Origin of the sequence: Brachybacterium sp. ACRRE (assembly GCF_022346485.1) — a bacterium.
GTDB lineage: Bacteria > Actinomycetota > Actinomycetes > Actinomycetales > Dermabacteraceae > Brachybacterium > Brachybacterium halotolerans.
This window is the reverse complement of sequence record NZ_JAKRMO010000003.1, coordinates 56031-74839: the sequence shown is the minus strand read 5'-3', so window position 1 is coordinate 74839 and position 18809 is coordinate 56031. Positions and strand designations below refer to the sequence as shown.

At 72.0% G+C, this 18809-nt stretch carries 16 protein-coding genes; 12 read left to right on the top strand and 4 right to left on the bottom strand.

From position 1 onward, the window contains the following. The 4 genes from MHY49_RS01635 to MHY49_RS01620 all read left to right on the top strand — a co-directional run bounded on the left by MHY49_RS01635 (position 1) and on the right by MHY49_RS01620 (position 4380). Positions 1–900, top strand: coding sequence for a bifunctional methylenetetrahydrofolate dehydrogenase/methenyltetrahydrofolate cyclohydrolase (locus MHY49_RS01635; protein ID WP_200503024.1), 900 nt, complete (start codon positions 1–3; stop codon positions 898–900). A 137-nt stretch (positions 901–1037) separates the two neighbouring features. Beyond that, positions 1038–1850 (top strand): hypothetical protein, encoded by an 813-nt coding sequence (locus MHY49_RS01630; protein ID WP_239202086.1) that lies wholly within the window; start codon positions 1038–1040, stop codon positions 1848–1850. Beyond that, on the top strand, positions 1847–3388 hold the full coding sequence (locus MHY49_RS01625; RefSeq protein ID WP_239202084.1) for a WXG100 family type VII secretion target: 1542 nt from the start codon (positions 1847–1849) through the stop codon (positions 3386–3388). Before MHY49_RS01630 ends, MHY49_RS01625 begins: the two co-directional genes overlap by 4 nt. A gap of 125 nt (positions 3389–3513) precedes the next feature. Next, the gene (locus tag MHY49_RS01620; protein ID WP_239202082.1) at positions 3514–4380 is read left to right on the top strand and encodes an exodeoxyribonuclease III; all 867 of its coding nucleotides are present in this window, start codon (positions 3514–3516) and stop codon (positions 4378–4380) included. A gap of 166 nt (positions 4381–4546) precedes the next feature. Here MHY49_RS01620 and MHY49_RS01615 read toward each other — a convergent pair whose 3' ends face one another. From MHY49_RS01615 to sdhC, 4 genes are read right to left on the bottom strand one after another with little or no spacing between them, the layout of a single operon-like run. Continuing rightward, positions 4547–5314 (bottom strand): succinate dehydrogenase iron-sulfur subunit, encoded by a 768-nt coding sequence (locus MHY49_RS01615; protein WP_152354437.1) that lies wholly within the window; start codon positions 5312–5314, stop codon positions 4547–4549. Continuing rightward, positions 5314–7086 carry a succinate dehydrogenase flavoprotein subunit gene (sdhA, locus tag MHY49_RS01610; RefSeq protein WP_200503028.1) on the bottom strand — a complete coding sequence of 591 codons (1773 nt, stop codon included), beginning with the start codon at positions 7084–7086 and terminating at the stop codon, positions 5314–5316. The genes MHY49_RS01615 and sdhA overlap by 1 nt, the downstream gene beginning before the upstream one ends. A gap of 18 nt (positions 7087–7104) precedes the next feature. Next, positions 7105–7554, bottom strand: coding sequence for a succinate dehydrogenase hydrophobic membrane anchor subunit (locus MHY49_RS01605; RefSeq protein ID WP_239202080.1), 450 nt, complete (start codon positions 7552–7554; stop codon positions 7105–7107). A gap of 4 nt (positions 7555–7558) precedes the next feature. Then, on the bottom strand, positions 7559–7939 hold the full coding sequence (gene sdhC / locus MHY49_RS01600) for a succinate dehydrogenase, cytochrome b556 subunit (RefSeq protein WP_152354434.1): 381 nt from the start codon (positions 7937–7939) through the stop codon (positions 7559–7561). A gap of 192 nt (positions 7940–8131) precedes the next feature. Here sdhC and MHY49_RS01595 point away from each other — a divergent pair, with 192 nt between their 5' ends. The 8 genes from MHY49_RS01595 to MHY49_RS01560 all read left to right on the top strand — a co-directional run bounded on the left by MHY49_RS01595 (position 8132) and on the right by MHY49_RS01560 (position 18809). Next, on the top strand, positions 8132–9466 hold the full coding sequence (locus tag MHY49_RS01595) for a mannose-1-phosphate guanylyltransferase (RefSeq protein ID WP_239202078.1): 1335 nt from the start codon (positions 8132–8134) through the stop codon (positions 9464–9466). A gap of 56 nt (positions 9467–9522) precedes the next feature. Next, entirely contained in the window at positions 9523–10749 is a 1227-nt protein-coding gene (locus MHY49_RS01590) for an amidohydrolase (RefSeq protein ID WP_228357871.1), read from the top strand. 376 nt (positions 10750–11125) lie between these two features. After that, a complete protein-coding gene (locus MHY49_RS01585) occupies positions 11126–12241 on the top strand; it encodes a BMP family protein (RefSeq protein WP_239202076.1) in 1116 nt (371 codons plus the stop codon). 202 nt (positions 12242–12443) lie between these two features. Then, on the top strand, positions 12444–14015 hold the full coding sequence (locus MHY49_RS01580; protein WP_228357873.1) for an ABC transporter ATP-binding protein: 1572 nt from the start codon (positions 12444–12446) through the stop codon (positions 14013–14015). Continuing rightward, positions 14012–15607, top strand: a complete 1596-nt coding sequence (locus tag MHY49_RS01575) for an ABC transporter permease (protein WP_239202074.1) — start codon at positions 14012–14014, stop codon at positions 15605–15607. Before MHY49_RS01580 ends, MHY49_RS01575 begins: the two co-directional genes overlap by 4 nt. Then, on the top strand, positions 15604–16959 hold the full coding sequence (locus MHY49_RS01570) for an ABC transporter permease (RefSeq protein ID WP_239202072.1): 1356 nt from the start codon (positions 15604–15606) through the stop codon (positions 16957–16959). Before MHY49_RS01575 ends, MHY49_RS01570 begins: the two co-directional genes overlap by 4 nt. Before the next feature lie 4 nt (positions 16960–16963). Then, on the top strand, positions 16964–17443 hold the full coding sequence (locus MHY49_RS01565; RefSeq protein WP_239202071.1) for a cytidine deaminase: 480 nt from the start codon (positions 16964–16966) through the stop codon (positions 17441–17443). 79 nt (positions 17444–17522) lie between these two features. After that, on the top strand, positions 17523–18809 hold the full coding sequence (locus MHY49_RS01560) for a thymidine phosphorylase (RefSeq protein WP_239202069.1): 1287 nt from the start codon (positions 17523–17525) through the stop codon (positions 18807–18809).

Here is an 18809-nt window from a genome sequence, read left to right as displayed (position 1 = left end):
ATGACCGCACAGACGCTCGACGGCCGCGCCACGGCCAAGGAGATCACCCAGGAGCTCGCCGAGCGGGTGGCCGCGCTCAGGGAGCGCGGCGTCACCCCGGGGATCGCGACCGTGCTGGTGGGCGATGATCCGGGGTCGAAGCTCTACGTGGGCATGAAGCACCGCCGCTCCGAGGCGATCGGCATGAACTCGATCCAGATCGAGCTTCCCGCGAGCGCCACCCAGGAGGAGGTCGAGCAGGTCGTGGACCGCCTGAACGCGGACCCCGAGTGCCACGGCTTCATCGTGCAGCTGCCTCTTCCCGACCATCTCGACACCGACGCCATCCTGGAGCGCATCGACCCCGACAAGGATGCCGACGGCCTGCACCCCACGAACCTGGGGCGTCTGGTGCTCAACGTCAACGCGCCGATCACCTCGCCGCTGCCCTGCACGCCGCGCGCGGCGATCGAGCTCCTGCTGCGCCACGACGTGGACCTCAAGGGCAAGGACGTGGTGGTCGTGGGCCGCGGAGTGACGATCGGACGCTCGATCGGGCTGATCCTCACCCGCCGCGCGATCAACGCGACCGTCACCCTCACCCACACCGGGACCACGGACCTCTCCTCCCACCTGCGTCGGGCCGACGTCATCGTCGCCGCCGCGGGCGTGAAGCACCTCGTGCGCGCCGAGGACGTCAAGCCCGGCGCGGCGGTCCTCGACGTGGGCGTCACCCGCGGGGAGAAGATCCCCGAGACCGGGAAGTACAGGGTGTACGGCGACGTCGCACCGGACGTCGTCGAGGTCGCGGGGCATCTCTCGCCGAACCCCGGCGGGGTCGGGCCGATGACCGTCGCCCTGCTGATGACCAACGTGGTCGAGGCGGCCGAGCGTGCTGCGGGGATCGCGCCGGGCGCCTGAGAGGCCACATCGCGGCGGCGACGCGAAGCACGTGCGAGCGGGCGGGTCGATGGGGAGAAGTCCCCATCGACCCGCCCGCTCGTCGTTCCTAGTGTGGGAGCGAGGCCCGTCGCCGCGACGGGCGGGAGGGAGGCACCATGGCCGAGGGAGCTGTCCTGGAGACTCCCGCTCGCAGTGTCGGGCCCGAGACCCCTGCATGGCCGCGGACGCTGCGCGGCGATGCGAGCATCGATGCCGGCACCGATGCGAGCACCGAGGTGCAGGCGCTGCTGGATGCTTCCGCCGAGGAGCTGCTCGAGCTCGTCAGCACCGCGCGCGTGATGCTGCGGACGACCGTGGTCGACGGGGCCCGCACGCTCCACTCCCGGATCGCCCTGGCGCCGGGCGTGGCGATCAGCTGCCTCCACGAGGAGCACGACGATCGACCGGGACCGACGCTGCACCTGCGCGTGCGCACCGGGGACCACATGCTCGCGGGGATGCTCGCAGGCATGCCCGATGCCCCCGAGCTGCGAGCCGCCCCGCGGATCGCCGACCCGACCCGGCCGTGGCACGTGCTCACACCCGAGCAGCTGGAGATGCTCGCCCGGGCGGCGCCGCTCCACCCGGACGAACCGGACGTGCGCGGAGTCGGCGGAGACGACGATCTCGTCGACGCGCTCTGCCACGAGCGCGTCCGGCTGACGGCCGCCCTCCACGTCCGCGATGCCTCCCGCAGTGAGCTCGTGACCGGCTGGAACGGGCTCTGGGTGCTCGGAGAGCGCGCCCTCCACACGCTGCGCGTGAGCACTGGGTCCCATGAGATGGCTCTTCGGCGCGTCGTCCCCGGCGACATCGCCTACGAGCTGACCACGCGCACCGCGGCCGCGTTCCACACGCTCGGCGCCCTCGAGCGCGAGCGGGCCGAACTCGGAGCGGGCACGGCGGCGGGGGACGGGAGTCGGCGATGAGCGGATTCCAGGGCATGGACACGGGCGCTGTCGGGGCGTTCGCGGGGCGGGATGCGCAGGCTGCCGAACGACTCGAGCAGCTGCTGAGCGCGCTCGCCGCATCCGTCGACAGCGTCGACTGGGTCGGGCCCGACGCGGAGGCCTTCCGAGAGGGCTTCCGCGCTCTCGTCGCCACTCCCGGCACTCGTGCCGTGCAGCGTCTGCATGCCTGCGGGCGGGACCTGCGCGACCAGGTCGAGGAACAGGAGCGCGCTTCGCAGGCGGGCGGTGACGAGGGGAGCGACGGAGGATCGGACGATGCCGAGAGCGACGGCCTGCTGGATGGGCTGGAGGGGCTCGCCGGGAGCGCGATGGACATCGGGTCGGGGATCGGGCACGGGCTCGCGGACGGGGTCGGCGACATGGTCTCGCCTGTCCTCGACCGGATCTCCGCGACGGCGCCCGCGGTGAGTCAGCTGATCGGCGACGGCGCGCACCTGGCCGAGGAGCTGAAGGACGTCGTGGACGGCGGGCGGATGCCACCGCTGTCCGAGCTCGCCTCGTCGCTCGCACTCCCGGTCGCATCCGCCGTAGGGGTGGGGTGGAACGCCGCCACGGGTGAGGACCACCAGTTCTTCTCCGATCGCGGTGCAGCTCGGGTCAGCGGCGACGACGTGCACGTCCAGGACGGCGGTGCGGCGCCCCATTCCGTGGCCGCACTGCTGGACGATGTCTCCGGCAACTACAGCTCGGAGGGCGAGGAGACCGGGAAGGTCCAGGTCAAGACGGTCGTGGATCCCGATGGCCACGAGCGCTACATCGTGACGGTCCCCGGCACCGAGGCCGATATCGGAGATCCGTCGCTGGGATGGGGAGGCCAGGGCAACTCCCGCGACTGGTCGGCCAACGTCCGTGCGATGGCCGGGCAGGACACGGCGGCGATGCAGAACGTCCGCGACGCCATGATCGCCGCCGGCGTGGAACCAGGCGCCGACGTGATGATGGTCGGCCACTCCCAGGGCGGCATCATCAATGCGGCGCTCGCCTCCGATCCGAGCTTCAACGGGCCGGGCGGATACAACGTCACCACTCTGGTCTCGGAGGGTTCGCCGGTCGAGTCCTTCGACCTGCCGCCCGGAACGCAGAGCCTGAACATCGCCCACGGCGGCGGGCTGAGCACCGGTGTGAGCACGGGGCCGGGCGGAGTGCCCGTCCCGGACGGCATCGGCGTGAGCGGAGACCCCGTGCCGACGCTCGACATGGGGGGACTGCGCGCCGACGGCAGCGGGCCCGGGAGCAACCACCAGGAGGTCGTCCTCCCCGGATCCCGCGACTGGATCGTCCCGCCCTCGAGCGGAGCGGCCGGCGGGGGACCCAGCGGCTTCGACGCTGTCTTCAGCGACCACGACCAGAACCAGTACACGGCCGACGCGTACGCGGAGACCAAGCACCATCGCGACGGCGCGCTGGCCCGGTTCGAGAACAGCCCAGACGTGCAGCGCTACCTCGATCCGCGCAACGACGTGCGTCGCACCACGGTCGTGGACGTGGGCCGCTGAGAGCGCCCGACGTGCCGCACCCACTGCGTCGGTGCAGCCGAGAGGCGCTCTGAGACCGCGGCGGCGGACGGATGATGCGGCGCGGCCGTCCCGGTCCGTCGGACCCGGCTGGAATACTGGCGGACATGACATTCACACTCGCCACCGTCAACGTGAACGGACTGCGCGCCGCGGCCCGCAAGGGCATGGGCGACTGGCTCGCCGAGACCCCCGCGGACGTCGTCACCCTGCAGGAGGTGCGCGCTCCCGAGGAGCTGCTCGCCGACCTCGTGGGGGAGGGCTGGAGGATCGTCGGCCTGCCCTCCGAGCTGAAGGGCCGCGCGGGCGTCGCGATCGCCGCGCGCACCGAGCTCGACAGCATCGACCTCGACGGGGTACGCGCCGGGCTGCCCGGTCTCACCGAGCCCACCCACACGGGCCGCTGGCTGGAGGCGGACCTCGCCGACCCGCTCGGCGACGGCCGCACCCTCACGGTGATCTCCTGCTACATGCACTCGGGCAACACCGAGAAGCCGCAGACGATGACCGACAAGTACGCCTTCCTCGACGTGATGATGCAGAGGCTCGCGGACCTGCGCTCCGATGGCCGGCACGTCGTCCTCACGGGCGACCTGAACATCGCCCACACCGAATGGGACATCAAGAACTGGAAGGGCAACCTGAAGTCCGCGGGCTTCCTGCCGGAGGAGCGCGCGTACCTCGACCGCCTGGTCGGCACGGACGGCCCGACGGTCCGGGCCGAGGGCGGCGGCACCGGTGCCGGCGCCGACTGGGTCGACGTGCAGCGGCGCGTCGTCGGCGAGGGCCCCGGCCCCTACACCTGGTGGTCGCAGCGCGGGAAGGCCTTCGACAACGACTCCGGCTGGAGGATCGACTACCAGCTGGCCGATCCGGACCTCGCCGCCCGGGCGACGAGCGCGCAGGTCGATCGGGCCCCGAGCTACGACACCCGCTGGTCCGACCACGCCCCGCTGGTGATCAGCTTCAGCTGACGGGCCGGTGCCGCCGCCTCCTCACCGAGGCGGGACGGCTTCGGAACGGGCAGGACGCGGAGAAGGGAGCGCTCCGTGCCATGGACGCCGGTCCATGGCACGGAGCGCTCCCTTCTCCGCGGGGCGCGGCGGCCCGAGGGCCGACGGTGCAGACGCGGCCGCGCGGTCAGACGCGGCCGCGGATGACCGCCTGCTTGACCTCGGCGATCGCCTTGGTGATCTGGATGCCGCGGGGGCACGCCTCGGTGCAGTTGAAGGTGGTGCGGCAGCGCCACACGCCCTCCTTGGAGTTCAGGATCTCCAGGCGCTGCTCGCCCGCATCGTCGCGCGAGTCGAAGATGAAGCGGTGCGCGTTCACGATCGCGGCCGGACCGAAGTACTGGCCGTCGGTCCAGAAGATCGGGCAGGACGAGGTGCACGCGGCGCACAGGATGCACTTGGTGGTGTCGTCGAAGACCTCGCGCTGCTCGGCGCTCTGGAGGCGCTCGCGGCTGGGCTCCTGGCCCTCGGCCACGAGGAACGGCATGACCTCGCGGTAGGCGTCGAAGAAGGGCTCCATGTCGACGATGAGGTCCTTCTCGACCGGGAGGCCCTTGATCGGCTCGACCGTGATGGGCTTGGAGATGTCCAGGTCCTTCAGCAGGGTCTTGCAGGCCAGGCGGTTGCGGCCGTTGATGCGCATGGCATCGGAGCCGCACACGCCGTGCGCGCACGAGCGGCGGAAGGTCAGCGACCCGTCCAGGTGCCACTTCACCTCGTGGAGGGCGTCCAGGACCCGGTCGGTGCCGTGCATGGTGACGGTGAACTCCTGCCAGTAGGGCTTGGGCTTGCCCTCGGCGTCGGGGTTGAACCGGTTGATCTTGAGCGTGACCTCGAAGGAGGGGATCTCCTGGGCCTGCGGCTCGGCGTCGGTCCTCTCTGCGACAGCAGTCATCAGAACGTGCGCTCCTTCGGCTCGTAGCGGGTGATGATGACTTCCTTGGTGCCGAGCACGATGTCCGTGCCCTCCAGGCCCTCGCCGTCGAGCGTCTTGTAGGCCATGGTGTGCGTGAGGAAGTTGACGTCGTCGCGCGTCGGGAAGTCCTCGCGGAAGTGACCCCCGCGGGACTCCTTGCGCTCGAGGGCGCCGAGGGCGACGACCTCCGCGAGCTCGAGCAGGAAGCCCAGCTCGACGGCCTCGAGGAGGTCGAGGTTGTAGCGCAGGCCCTTGTCCTGCACGGCCACGGTCTCGTAGCGCTTCTTCAGCTCGGTGATGTCCGACAGGGCCTTGCGGCAGGTCTCGTCGGTGCGGAACACCTGGACGTTGGCGTCCATGGTCTCCTGCAGGTCCTTGCGGATGTCGGCCACGCGGTCCTCGGTGGCGGGACGGTCGCGCAGGCGCTGCAGCAGCTCGACGACGGGGGACTCGACGCCCTCGGGCAGCTCGGCGAGCTCGACCTGCTGGGCGTGCTCGGCGGCGGCGACGCCCGCGCGCTTGCCGAAGACGTTGATGTCCAGCAGCGAGTTCGTGCCCAGGCGGTTGCCGCCGTGCACGGAGACGCAGGCGACCTCGCCGGCCGCGTACATCCCGGGGATCACGTCGTGCTCGTTGCGCAGCACCTCGCCCATGATGTTCGTCGGGATGCCGCCCATGCCGTAGTGGGCCGTCGGGAAGACGGGCACCGGCTCGGTGTAGGGCTCGACGCCCAGGTAGGTGCGCGCGAACTCGGTGATGTCCGGGAGCTTCGCGTCGATGTGCGCGGGCTCGAGGTGCGTGAGGTCCAGCAGCACGTAGTCCTTGTTCGGACCGCAGCCGCGGCCCTCGCGGACCTCGTTGGCCATCGCGCGTGCGACGACGTCGCGGGGGGCGAGGTCCTTCAGCGTCGGCGCGTAGGTCTCCATGAACCGCTCCATGTTGGAGTTGCGCAGGATGCCGCCCTCGCCGCGGGCCGCCTCGGAGAGCAGGATGCCCAGACCCGCGAGGCCCGTGGGATGGAACTGGAAGAACTCCATGTCCTCGAGCGGGATGCCGCGGTTCAGCGCCATCGCCGGCCCGTCGCCCGTGAGGGTGTGGGCGTTCGAGGTGGTCTTGAACATCTTGCCGAAGCCGCCGGTCGCGAACACGACCGACTTGGCGCGGAAGATGTGGATCTCGCCGGTCGCGAGCTCGTAGGCCACGATGCCGGCGGCGCGGACGTTCTCGTCGTTCCGGGGATCGCCCGTGAGCAGCACGTCCAGCGCGTAGTACTCGTTGAAGAACTCCACGTGCTGCTTGACGCAGTTCTGGTAGAGGGTCTGCAGGATCATGTGGCCGGTGCGGTCCGCCGCGTAGCAGGAGCGGCGCACGGGCGCCTCACCGTGCTCACGGGTGTGGCCGCCGAAGCGGCGCTGGTCGATGCGGCCCTCGGGCGTGCGGTTGAAGGGCAGGCCCATCTTCTCGAGGTCGAGCACCGCGTCGATGGCCTCCTTGGCCATGACCTCGGCGGCGTCCTGGTCCACCAGGTAGTCGCCGCCCTTGACGGTGTCGTAGGTGTGCCACTCCCAGTTGTCCTCCTCGACGTTCGCGAGGGCGGCGCACATGCCGCCCTGGGCGGCGCCGGTGTGGGAGCGGGTGGGGTAGAGCTTCGTGATCACGGCGGTGCGTGCGCGGGGGCCCGACTCGAGGGCCGCGCGCATTCCCGCGCCGCCGGCGCCGACGATGACCACGTCGTAGGTGTGGATCTGCATGTCAGGGGGTCTCCAGGATCACTCGGAGCAGATGGAGGGCAGGAGCGAGGGGTCGGCGCCCGCGGGGCACGGCGAGAAGGTGAAGATCACCAGGGTGCCGAGCACGACGGTCACGACCACGGCGGCGTACAGCAGGACCTTCAGGACCAGGCGCAGCGTCGAGGAGCGCGCGTAGTCGTTGATGATCGTGCGCACGCCGTTGCCGCCGTGGAACATGCCCAGCCACAGCATGAGCAGGTCCCAGGTCTGCCAGAACGGGTTGGCCCACTTGCCCGAGACGAAGGCGAAGTCGATGCGCTGCACGCCCTCGCCCAGCCACAGGTTCACGAACAGGTGGCCGAACACGAGGATCACGAGGATCGCGCCGGAGAAGCGCATGAACAGCCACGAGAGCATCTCGGCGTTCACGCCGCGCCGGCCGGTGCGCGCGTAGCGCGTGCGGGGCTCGGGGATCTTGGTCGCGGTCATCAGGTCACCACCATCCGAACATGTGGCCCAGCTGGCGGGGCACGAAGCCGATCATGAGCAGCACCCACACCACGACGACGCCCCAGAACAGGGCGCGCTGGCGGCGGGCGCCCTGGGACCAGAAGTCCACGAGGATCACCCGGATGCCGTTGAGGGCGTGGAAGCAGATCGCGGCCACGAGGCCGATCTCTCCGAGCCCGAACACGATCGTCTTGTAGTGCCCGATCACCTCGTTGTAGGCCTCGGGGGACACGCGCACCAGGGCGGTGTCCATGACGTGCACGATCAGGAACAGGAAGATGAGCATTCCCGAGATGCGGTGCGCGACCCAGGACCACATGCCCTCGCCGCCGCGATAGAGCGTCCCGGCCTCTGCTGATGCCACGGATTCCTCCGACTTGTACTGGTGTGTGCCGGGCGGCTCCGACCTGCGCAGTCCAGGTGGGGCCTCGGTGCCCACGGGCCAGCGCCCGTGACCACGACGACGTCCTCATCGTGCCCGGCGTGGGGCTCTGCCACAGTAGCACCGCCGCAGGTCGCGACGGGGACGGCCGACACCCCGGATACCCTGGGCGCCATGCCGAGCGCCGCATCCCACGACGACCCGCTGACAGCGCCCCGAGAGGTTCCTGACCAGGTGTCAGGACACGACCCGGAGCGGACGGCGGCCCCTGTGCGTCCCTTCGTCCCCGTGGTCCCCGCCGGGGGCGCGGGTACGCGCCTGTGGCCACTCTCACGCGCCGACCGGCCGAAGTTCCTCCTGGACCTGCTGGGGCAGGGGCGCTCGCTGCTGCAGGCCACGCTCGCCCGCGTCGAGCCCTCGGCCGATCGACCCGCGATCGTGGTCACCGGCGCCCGGCACGCGCAGGCCGTCGCCGCGCAGCTCGGGTCCCGGGCCGCCGGCGCGGAGGGGGCCGTCGGGGCCGGTTCCGACGCGAGGCCGCGCATCCTGCGCGAGCCCTCGCCGCGCAACTCGATGCCCGCGATCGCCCTCGCCGCCGCTCTCGCCGAGGCCGAGGACCCCGACGCCGTGATCGGCTCCTTCCCTGCGGACCACCTGGTGGGGGACGAGGCCGCGCTCACCTGCGCGATCGCCGCGGCCCGCGCCGCCGCCGCCCGCGGGTACCTCGTGACCATCGGCATCGAGCCCACCCGCGCCGCCACGGGGTTCGGCTACATCGAGAGGGCCGACGAGACCCCGGACGCCGGCGGACCGCTCGACCAGCCCCTCCCGTCCCTCGCGGGCACGGGCGCGCAGCGGGTCGCGAGCTTCGTCGAGAAGCCCGACGCCGAGCGCGCGGCCCGCTTTCTCGCCGGCGGCCGTCACCTCTGGAACGCGGGCATCTTCGTCGCGGGCGCCCGCGAGCTGCTCGACGCCCTCGCCGCGCAGATCCCGCCCCTCGCCGCAGGGGTGCGCAGGATCGCGGAGGCGTGGGTCCGCGACGAGCAGGGTGACCACTCGGACGACCCCTCGGACGACCGGGATGGCGGCCAGGTCGCCGACCGGGCTGGGGACAGGGTGCTCGAGGAGGTGTGGCCGACCCTCACGAGCATCGCGATCGACCACGCGCTGGCCGAGCCGCTGGCCGCGCAGGGGAGGGTCGCCGTCGTCCCCGCGGACCTCGACTGGGACGACGTCGGCGACTTCGCGGCGCTGGCCCGGCAGCTGCGCCGGACAGGGGGCGCGGAGGGACGCGACGTGGTCGTCGTCGGCGGCGCCCGGACGGTCGATCGGGACGCGCACGCCACGGTGTACGGTTCGTCGCAGCGTCCGATCGCACTGGTCGGCGTGGACGGTCTGAGCGTCGTCGAGACCGATGACGTGCTCCTGATCGCCGCCGACTCCGGTGCCCGCGACCTCGCCGAGCTCGTCGCCGGGCTCGAGGACGAGGGCCTCGCGGATCTGCGCTGAGGCGGACGGACGGCGCGGCGGGCGCGCAGTGGACGAGGGGAAGGGCGGACGAGGTCGTGGACAGCGGTGTCGAGGAGCAGGTGCGCACGATGCTGGGGGAGGACGGACTGATCCGTCGGACCCTCGTCGAGCGCGGTGACGAGCTGCGGGAGGTGCGGCGGCATCTGCACCGCCACCCCGAGCTGAGCCACGAGGAGCACGCGACGACCGACGTCATCGCCGCGCATCTCAGCGACCTCGGACTCGCGCCCGTGCGCATGCCCCGCACCGGGCTGATCTGCGACATACCGGGCTCCGATCCCGACCTCGCCCCGATCGCGCTGCGCGCGGACATGGACGCCCTGGGCATCCCCGAGCTCACGAGCGTGCACTACCGCTCCGAGGTCGAGGGCGTCTCCCACGCCTGCGGCCACGACGTCCACATGAGCGCCGTGCTCGGCGCCGCCATGGCCCTCGTCCGGGTCGCCGACGCCGGGGCGCTGCGCCGCACCGTGCGCCTGGTCTACCAGCCCTCCGAGGAGCGCCACCCCTGCGGCGCGCTCGAGCTCATCGGCGAGGGCGTCGTCGACGGCATCGACTCGATCTTCGCGCTGCACTGCGACCCGGGCGTCGACGTCGGGCACGTCGGCCTCAAGCCCGGCCCGATCACCTCGGCCACAGATCCCGTGCGCATCGAGGTGCGCGGCGCCGGCGGCCACACCTCCCGGCCCCACCTCACCCAGGACCTCATCTACGCGCTCGGGCAGATCGTCACCCAGGTGCCCGCGGCCTTCAGCCGGCGGATGGACCCGCGCAGCGGCGTGAACCTCACGTGGGGGTCGATCCACGCGGGCTCCGCGTTCAACGCGATCCCTTCATCGGGCGTCCTCGAGGGGACGCTGCGCTGCCTCGACCACGATGCCTGGGACCGTGCCGAGGAGCTGCTCGAGGAGCTCCTGGGCGAGATCGCCCGCATGTGGGGCGTGACCGTGACCGTCCAGCACGATCGCGGCGTCCCGCCCGTCTCCAACGATCCGCTCAGCGTGCGCTTCCTCGAGGAGGCCGTGGTGCGCGTGCGCGGCCGCGACCAGCTCGACACCGCTCGCCAGTCGCTCGGCGGGGAGGACTTCGCCTGGTACCTCGAGAAGGTGCCGGGTGCCCTCGCGCGCCTGGGGACCCGCACCCCGGGCGGGCGCACCTACGACCTGCACATGGGCGACTTCACGGTCGACGAGCGGGCGATCACGATCGGTGCGGACGTGCTCGCCCATGTCTGCCTGCTGCGGGACGCGCCGCTCGCCTGAGACCCCCGCAGCGCTCCTGCTGCGACCCGCGCTGCGAACCCCGCCGGGGGCCCGCTGCGCACCCCGCGGGGACGCCTGGGCGCCTCACCCCGCGGACGCGGGATGCGCGCACGGGCACGGTCTGATAACGGTTCGGGCACAGGCGACGGATCGGGCATCGTGTGATGCAGGCGACGGCTACTGTGAACGCCGTGCGTCCCGGACGTGGACGATCGGGGCACGGGAGCTTCCCCCATCCCTCTCCCGGAGGCCCGCGAGCGATCGCCCGCGCTCGGGCCACCCCGCTCCTCACCCCTCGTCGCAGCGCACCGCAGCAGTGCACCACCGCGTCGCAGCATCGGCGACATCCCTTCCGCCCGAACCTCCGGAGGACCCGTTGAAGAACCTGTCCCGCTCCCTCGCCCTTCTCGGCGTCAGCGCGCTCGCCCTCGCCGCCTGCGGCAGCGCTCCCGAGGAGGCATCCTCGGGCAGCGACGGCGGCGGCACGGCCGCCTCCTCCGACTTCAAGGCCTGCATGGTCTCCGACTCCGGCGGCTTCGAGGACAAGTCGTTCAACGAGTCCGGGTACAACGGCCTGAAGACGGCCGAGTCCGATCTGAAGATCCAGACGCAGACCGCCGAGTCCACCGATCCCTCTCAGTTCTCGACGAACATCGACAACCTGGTCACGGGCGACTGCAACCTCATCTTCACCGTCGGCTTCCTGCTCGCCCCCGCGACCGGCACCGCCGCGAAGGCGAACTCCGACGTCGAGTTCGCGATCATCGACTCGACCGCGCAGGACGAGGACGGCAAGGCCATCGAGGTCGACAACGTCAAGCCGCTCTCCTTCGACACGGCCCAGGCCGCCTACCTCGCCGGCTACGTCGCCGCGGGCACCTCGGAGACCGGCACCGTCGCTACCTACGGCGGCATGCAGATCCCGACCGTCACCATCTTCATGGACGGCTTCGCCGACGGCGTCGCCAAGTACAACGAGGTCCACAAGAAGGACGTCAAGCTGCTGGGCTGGGACAAGAAGACCCAGAAGGGCTCCTTCACCGGCAACTTCGAGGACCAGTCCAAGGGCAAGGCCCTCTCCGACAGCTTCTACTCCCAGGGCGCCGACATCGTCATGCCCGTCGCCGGGCCCGTCGGCTCCGGCACCCTGGCCTCCGCCAAGGAGGGCAAGGACCGCTACGTCATCTGGGTCGACTCCGACGGCTACGAGTCCGTGACCGACGGTGACGCCAAGAAGCTCATCCTCACCTCGGTCCAGAAGGGCATCGGGAACTCCGTCGAGGACGTCACGAAGTCCGCGGCCGGCGGGAAGTTCGAGAACGAGCCGTACGTCGGCACCCTCGAGAACGGCGGCGTGGACCTCGCGCCGTACCACGACCTCGACTCCAAGGTCCCCGCAGACCTCAAGAAGGAGGTCGACGGGCTCAAGCAGGACATCATCGACGGGAAGATCACCGTCGAGTCCGCCGCCTCGCCCCAGAACCTCGGCTGATCCCTCCGGCGGGCCGCTGCCCGCCGACCCCGACGGCCCCGGATCCCGGGGGCGCGACCGCTCGGTCCGCCCCGGAGCCCCGGGGCCGTCGGCCCGCCGTCGGACCCCTCCGCCGGCATCCCCGCCGACGGACCGCCCGTCGACCCCGCGCCGCCGGAGCCCGTCGGCCCGACCCAGCCCCGTCCTGAGGAGGAGAGCCGGCGTGAAGCTCGAGCTCAGAGGGATCACGAAGGTCTTCGGCACCTTCGTGGCCAACGATTCGATCGACCTCGTGGTCGAGCCCGGCCAGATCCACAGCCTGCTGGGGGAGAACGGCGCCGGGAAGTCCACGCTCATGAACGTGCTGTACGGGCTCTACCGGCCCGACGGTGGCCAGATCCTGCTGGACGAGCAGCCGGTGCGCTTCGGCGGGCCCGGCGATGCGATGCGCGCCGGCATCGGCATGGTCCACCAGCACTTCATGCTCGTGCCGCCCTTCACCGTCGCCGAGAACGTGGTGCTCGGCCACGAGCCGACCTCCGGGGGCCTGCTCGACCTCGCGAGCGCGCGCCGCACGGTCCGCGAGATCTCCTCCCGCTTCGGCTTCGACCTGGACCCCGACGCCGTCGTCGAGGACCTGCCCGTCGGCGCCCAGCAGCGCGTCGAGATCATCAAGGCGCTCTCGCGCCGCGCCGAGATCCTCGTGCTCGACGAGCCCACCGCCGTGCTCACCCCGCACGAGACCGACGAGCTCATGGACATCATGCGCCAGCTGCGCGACGAGGGCACCTCGATCGTGTTCATCACCCACAAGCTGCGCGAGGTCAAGGCCGTCTCCGACACGATCACCGTGATCCGCCGCGGGAAGGTCGTGGGCACCGCCGACCCCGCGACGGACCAGACCGAGCTCGCCTCCCTCATGGTGGGCCGCGCCGTCGAGCTCAGCCTCCAGAAGGAGGCGGCCGAGCCCGGCGAGACCGCCCTGTCCGTCCGCGGCCTCGGCGTCACCGATCCCTCGGGCGTCACCGTGCTGGACGACGTCGATCTCGACGTCGCCGCCGGCGAGGTGCTCGGCATCGCGGGCGTCCAGGGCAACGGCCAGACGGAGCTCACCGAGGCGCTGCTGGGCCTGCAGAAGGAGCTGCGCGGCTCCGTGCGCCTGGACGGGAAGGAGCTCGTGGGGCGCTCGACCCGCGAGATCCTCGACGCGGGCGTGGGCTTCGTCCCCGAGGACCGCACCCATGACGCCCTCGTCGCCGACTTCTCCGTCGCCGAGAACCTCGTGCTCGACCAGCATCATCGCGCCCCCTACGGCACGGGACCCGTGCTGCATCCGCGGGCGGTCCGCGAGAGGGCGGTGCGCGACGTCGCCGAGTACGACGTGCGCACCGGCTCGATCGACGACCCGGTCTCCACGCTCTCGGGCGGCAACCAGCAGAAGGTCGTGATGGCCCGTGCGCTCGGGCGCGACCTCTCGCTGTTCATCGCCTCCCAGCCCACCCGCGGCGTCGACGTCGGCTCCATCGAGTTCCTGCACCGGCGGATCATCGCCGAGCGCGACAAGGGCACCCCCGTCATCATCGTCTCCACCGAGCTCGACGAGGTCATCCAGCTCGCCGACCGCATCGCCGTGATGTACCGCGGCGGGATCCTGGGCGTCGTCCCGGCCGACGAGGACCGCGACGTCCTCGGCCTGATGATGGCCGGCTACACCGTCGAGGCGGCGCGCGAGGCCGTCGCCGCGGGCGCCCGCACCACCGACTCCCAGCTCGTGGACGAAGGAGAGATCGCATGAGCGCGAGCATCGACGGCGAGGTCCGCCCGGTCGCCCCCGGCACCGCGGTCCAGCCCGGCGACCCCGGCACCACGAGCGAGACCGGAGGGCCGGGGGACTCCTCGCGCCCGACGTCCGTCGCGGGCCTCGCCCAGCGCCTGGCGCGCGGCAACGTGCTCGTGGTCGTGGGCGCCTTCGTCTTCGCCTTCATCATCGGCTCGGTGCTGATCCTCGTCTCCGACGCGCAGGTCCGCACCGCGCTCGGCTACTTCTTCGCGCGCCCCGCCGACACCTTCAGCGCCGGCTGGAGCGCGATCTCGGAGGCGTACGCGGCGATGTTCCGCGGATCGATCTTCGACTACCGGGCCTTCGGCAAGGTCGCCGACGACCTCCGCGCGCGCGGCGGCTCGGGCACCTACGTCCTCCTGCCCGCCCTCGCGCGCGGATTCAAGCCGCTGCTGGAGACCCTCACGGTCGCGACCCCGCTGATCATCGCCTCGGTCGGCATGGCCGTCTCCTTCCGCTCGGGCCTGTTCAACATCGGCGGCACCGGCCAGCTGATCGTGGGCGCGTCGGCCGCCGGGTACGTCGGCTTCGCCGTGCCGATGCCGCCGGTCATCCACCTGATCGTCTGCCTCGTGGTCGGCATCGTCGCGGGCGGCGTCTACGGCGGCATCGCCGGATACCTCAAGGCCCGCTTCGGGTCGAGCGAGGTCATCTCCACGATCATGCTCAACTGGATCGCGACCTACGGGCTCGCGTTCGCCCTGACCACCTCTGCCTTCACGGGATCGAACAAGGCACAGCCCACCTCGCCCTCCGTGCTCTCGAGCGCCCGCCTCCCGCTGCTCGCGGGCGAGGGGTACCGCCTGCACCTCGGGCTGCTCATCGCGCTCGCCTCGATCGTGTTCCTGTGGTGGCTGATGAGCCGCTCGACCATCGGCTTCCGCTTCCGCGCCGTCGGCTCGAACCCGCGCGCGGCCGAGGTCGCCGGCATCGACGTGGGCCGCAGCGCGATCGGCGTCATGTTCGTCGCGGGAGCGCTCGTGGGCCTCGCCGGCGCCGTGCACGTGCTGGGCACCGAGCACCGCCTCACCGGGTCGATCGCCGGATCCATCGGCTTCGACGCGATCACCGTGGCGCTGCTGGGCCGCTCCGGACCGATCGGCATCCTGCTCGCCGGCATCCTGTTCGCCGCACTCTCCACCGGCGGGCGCTTCATGGAGACCTCGCAGGGCGTGCCGATCGACCTCGTCCAGGTGATACAGGCGCTCGTGGTGCTGTTCATCGCCGCGCCGCCGCTCGTGCGCTTCCTGCTGGGACTGCGCCGCATCGACCAGCCCGGCAGGGCCCGTCGGGTGCGTCGCGCGAAGCCCGCCGGCGAGGCGCGCCCGGGCACAGGGGAGGAGACGCCGGGCGACGGCGCGCCCGACCGCGCGCCCGACGGCACCGCCTCCCAGGCCCCTTCCTCCTCCGGGGACCACCCGGACCCGGATCCGGACCCGGCCCTCGACCCGGGCGGACCCCCGGCATCGGCCGGACCCCCGGCATCGTCCCGACCGGACTCGGACGCATCAGACGCAGAGAACACGACGGGAGGCCAGGAGCGATGACCGCCCTCGACCAGACCAGCGCCGCAGCCGCGCCCACGCCAGAGCCCTCTCGTGCGGGCGCATCCGGCGGTGCCGGCGAGCGCGCCCGCCGCTGGTGGCTGCTGCCCACCGTGCTCACCGTGCTCGCCCTGATCGCCGTGCTCGTCTTCGGCCTGCTCGCCCCCTCGGGCGTCCAGACCGCCTACCGGATCGCCGCTCCCGGCGACCTCAACCCCGGCGGGATCATCCCCGGCGACGTGCCCGTGCCCACGAAGGTCGCCGCGATCGTGCTGGCCGTGCTCGCGCTCGCCGTCGCCGTCTACCTGTGGGTGCGCGCCGCCCGGGGCGCCATGCCCCGCGGGCGGGCCCGCGTCGCCGTGATCGTCGGCTTCGGCGTGCTGTGGGTGCTGTCGTTCCTCACCTGGGCGTTCAAGGGCGCCACGGTGGATCTGGGCGCCCTGCTGCAGACCATGATGCTGCTCGCCGTGCCGCTCGCCTTCGGCGCGCTCTCGGGCGTGCTCTCCGAGCGGGCGGGCGTCATCAACATCGCCATCGAGGGCCAGCTGCTGTTCGGCGCCTTCGGGGCGGTGCTCGTCGGCTCCGTGACCGGCAGCGCCTGGGCGGGGCTCGTGGCGGCGCCGATCATGGCGCTCGTGATCGGCGCCCTGCTCGCCCTGTTCGCGATCGGCTACCAGGTCCAGCAGATCATCGTGGGCGTGGTCCTCAACGTCTTCGCGATCGGGCTGACCAGCTTCTTCTTCGGCACCGTGATGAAGCAGAACCCCGGCATGTTCAACCAGCCGCTGCGCCTGCCCACGATCCGCATCCCTCTGCTCGCGGACATCCCGATCATCGGCCGCGTGCTGTTCGAGCAGACCGTGCTGGTCTACCTCATGTGGATCATCGTCGCCGTGCTCACCGTCGCCCTGTTCCGCACCCGCTGGGGCCTGCGCGTGCGCGCCGTCGGCGAGCACCCGCGCGCCGCTGACACCGTGGGCATCGACGTGAGCCGCACCCGCTGGTCCAACGTGCTGCTGGGATCGGCCGTCGCCGGGCTGGGCGGCGCGACCCTCACGATCGGCACCGGCGTCGCCTTCGGCGAGGAGATGAGCGCCGGCAAGGGGTACATCGCGCTCGCCGCCATGATCCTGGGCCGCTACCACCCGGTGGGCGCGCTTCTCGCGGCGCTGCTCTTCGCCTTCGCGGACGCCCTGCAGCTGAACCTGTCCTCCCTGCCCTCGGGAACGGGCGCCGGGATCCCGAGCCAGTTCCTGCTGATGCTCCCGTACATCGTCACCCTGTTCGCGGTCGCGGGAGTGGTGGGGCGCGTGCGCGTCCCCGCCGCCGACGGCGTCCCCTACGTGAAACAGTGAGCGCATGACGAGCGAGCAGCAGGCGAGCGAGCGGACGACGAGCGCGCGCACGGACGCCGAGCGCACCGGCGACGGGACCGGGGACTTCGACGAGCTGGTCGAGGCCGCGCGCACCGTCGCCCAGCGCGCCTACGCCCCGTACTCCCGCTACCGGGTCGGGGCCGCGGCCACGACGGACGACGGCCGCGTGGTCACGGGCTGCAACGTCGAGAACGCCGGCTACGGCGTCACCCTGTGCGCCGAGTGCGGCATGGTCAGCGACCTCGTCGCCGGCGGAGGCGGGACGCTGCGGCGCTTCGTGTGCGTGGGCGGGGACGAGCACGTCGCAGCCGGCGACCGCGAGGTCGTCATGCCCTGCGGACGCTGCCGCCAGCTGCTCTCCGAGCACGCGGGCCCGCAGTTCCGCATGCTCTCCCCGCACGGCGTGCTCGACCTCGAGGGGCTGCTCCCGCAGGCCTTCGGCCCCGCCGACCTCGCGGGATGATCGAGGGACCCGTCGGGCACGCCCCGTCAGCCCCCACGACCCCGCCGCTGCACCGTTCGAGACCCGAGGAGACGGCCCCATGACCGAAGCATTCGACGCGATCGACGTCATCCGCGACAAGCGCGACGGCGCCCGCCTGAGCGACGAGAAGATCGACTGGGTGATCGACGCCTACACCCGCGGCGTCGTCGCCGAGGAGCAGATGGCGGCGCTCGCCATGGCCATCTTCGTGCGCGGCATGGACCGCGAGGAGATCGCCCGCTGGACCGCCGCGATGATCGCCTCCGGCGAGCGCATGGACTTCGGCTCGCTGTCCAAGGCCACGACGGACAAGCACTCCACCGGCGGCGTGGGCGACAAGATCACGCTCCCGCTCGCCCCGCTCGTGGCGAGCTTCGGCGTAGCCGTCCCGCAGCTCTCCGGGCGCGGGCTCGGCCACACCGGGGGCACCCTGGACAAGCTCGAGTCCATCCCGGGCTGGCGGGCCGACCTCGGCAACGAGGAGATGATGGCGCAGCTCGAGGACGTGGGCGCCGTGATCTGCGCGGCCGGCTCCGGCCTCGCCCCGGCTGACAAGAAGCTCTACGCGCTGCGGGACGTCACCGGCACCGTCGAGGCGATCCCCCTGATCGCGAGCTCGATCATGAGCAAGAAGATCGCCGAGGGCACCGCCGCGCTCGTCCTCGACGTGAAGACCGGCGCCGGCGCCTTCATGCGCGAGGAGTCCGACGCCCGCGAGCTCGCCCGCACGATGGTCGACCTCGGCACCGACGCGGGCGTGCGCACCGTCGCCCTGCTCACCGACATGTCCGCGCCGCTCGGCCGGATGGTCGGCAACGCCCTCGAGGTCCGCGAGAGCCTCGACGTGCTCGCGGGCGGCGGCCCCGCGGACGTCGTCGAGCTCACGGTGGCGCTGGCCCGCGAGATGCTCGCCGCCGCCGGGAAGGACGACGTCGACGTCGAGGCCGCCCTCGCCGACGGCCGCGCGATGGACACCTGGAAGCGCATGATCTCCGCCCAGGGCGGCGATCCCGAGGCGCCTCTGCCCGTGGCATCGGACACCGAGGAGGTCCGGGCGTCGGCCGACGGCGTGGTCACGGGCCTGGACGCCCTGCAGGTCGGCGTGGCCGGCTGGCGCCTGGGCGCCGGGCGGTCCCGTCCCGGCGAGGCCGTGCAGGCCGGCGCGGGCGTCGAGCTCCACAAGGTGGTGGGGGAGAGGGTCGCCGCGGGCGAGGTGCTCGCGACCCTGCACACCGACACGCCCGACCGCTTCGGCCGCGCGCTCGAGGCGATCGACGGTGCCTGGACGATCGAGGCGACCGCCTCCGAGGACGCGCGCCGGATCGTGCTGGACCGCATCGCCTGA

Excerpts from the sequence above, each read along its gene's own strand:
- MHY49_RS01635 (WP_200503024.1), top strand. The coding sequence starts at position 1 with ATGACCGCACAGACGCTCGACGGCCGCGCCACGGCCAAGGAGATCACC.
- MHY49_RS01630 (WP_239202086.1), top strand. The coding sequence starts at position 1,038 with ATGGCCGAGGGAGCTGTCCTGGAGACTCCCGCTCGCAGTGTCGGGCCC.
- MHY49_RS01625 (WP_239202084.1), top strand. The coding sequence starts at position 1,847 with ATGAGCGGATTCCAGGGCATGGACACGGGCGCTGTCGGGGCGTTCGCG.
- MHY49_RS01620 (WP_239202082.1), top strand. The coding sequence starts at position 3,514 with ATGACATTCACACTCGCCACCGTCAACGTGAACGGACTGCGCGCCGCG.
- MHY49_RS01615 (WP_152354437.1), bottom strand. The coding sequence starts at position 5,314 with ATGACTGCTGTCGCAGAGAGGACCGACGCCGAGCCGCAGGCCCAGGAG.
- sdhA (WP_200503028.1), bottom strand. The coding sequence starts at position 7,086 with ATGCAGATCCACACCTACGACGTGGTCATCGTCGGCGCCGGCGGCGCG.
- MHY49_RS01605 (WP_239202080.1), bottom strand. The coding sequence starts at position 7,554 with ATGACCGCGACCAAGATCCCCGAGCCCCGCACGCGCTACGCGCGCACC.
- MHY49_RS01595 (WP_239202078.1), top strand. The coding sequence starts at position 8,132 with ATGCCGAGCGCCGCATCCCACGACGACCCGCTGACAGCGCCCCGAGAG.
- MHY49_RS01575 (WP_239202074.1), top strand. The coding sequence starts at position 14,012 with ATGAGCGCGAGCATCGACGGCGAGGTCCGCCCGGTCGCCCCCGGCACC.
- MHY49_RS01570 (WP_239202072.1), top strand. The coding sequence starts at position 15,604 with ATGACCGCCCTCGACCAGACCAGCGCCGCAGCCGCGCCCACGCCAGAG.
- MHY49_RS01565 (WP_239202071.1), top strand. The coding sequence starts at position 16,964 with ATGACGAGCGAGCAGCAGGCGAGCGAGCGGACGACGAGCGCGCGCACG.
- MHY49_RS01560 (WP_239202069.1), top strand. The coding sequence starts at position 17,523 with ATGACCGAAGCATTCGACGCGATCGACGTCATCCGCGACAAGCGCGAC.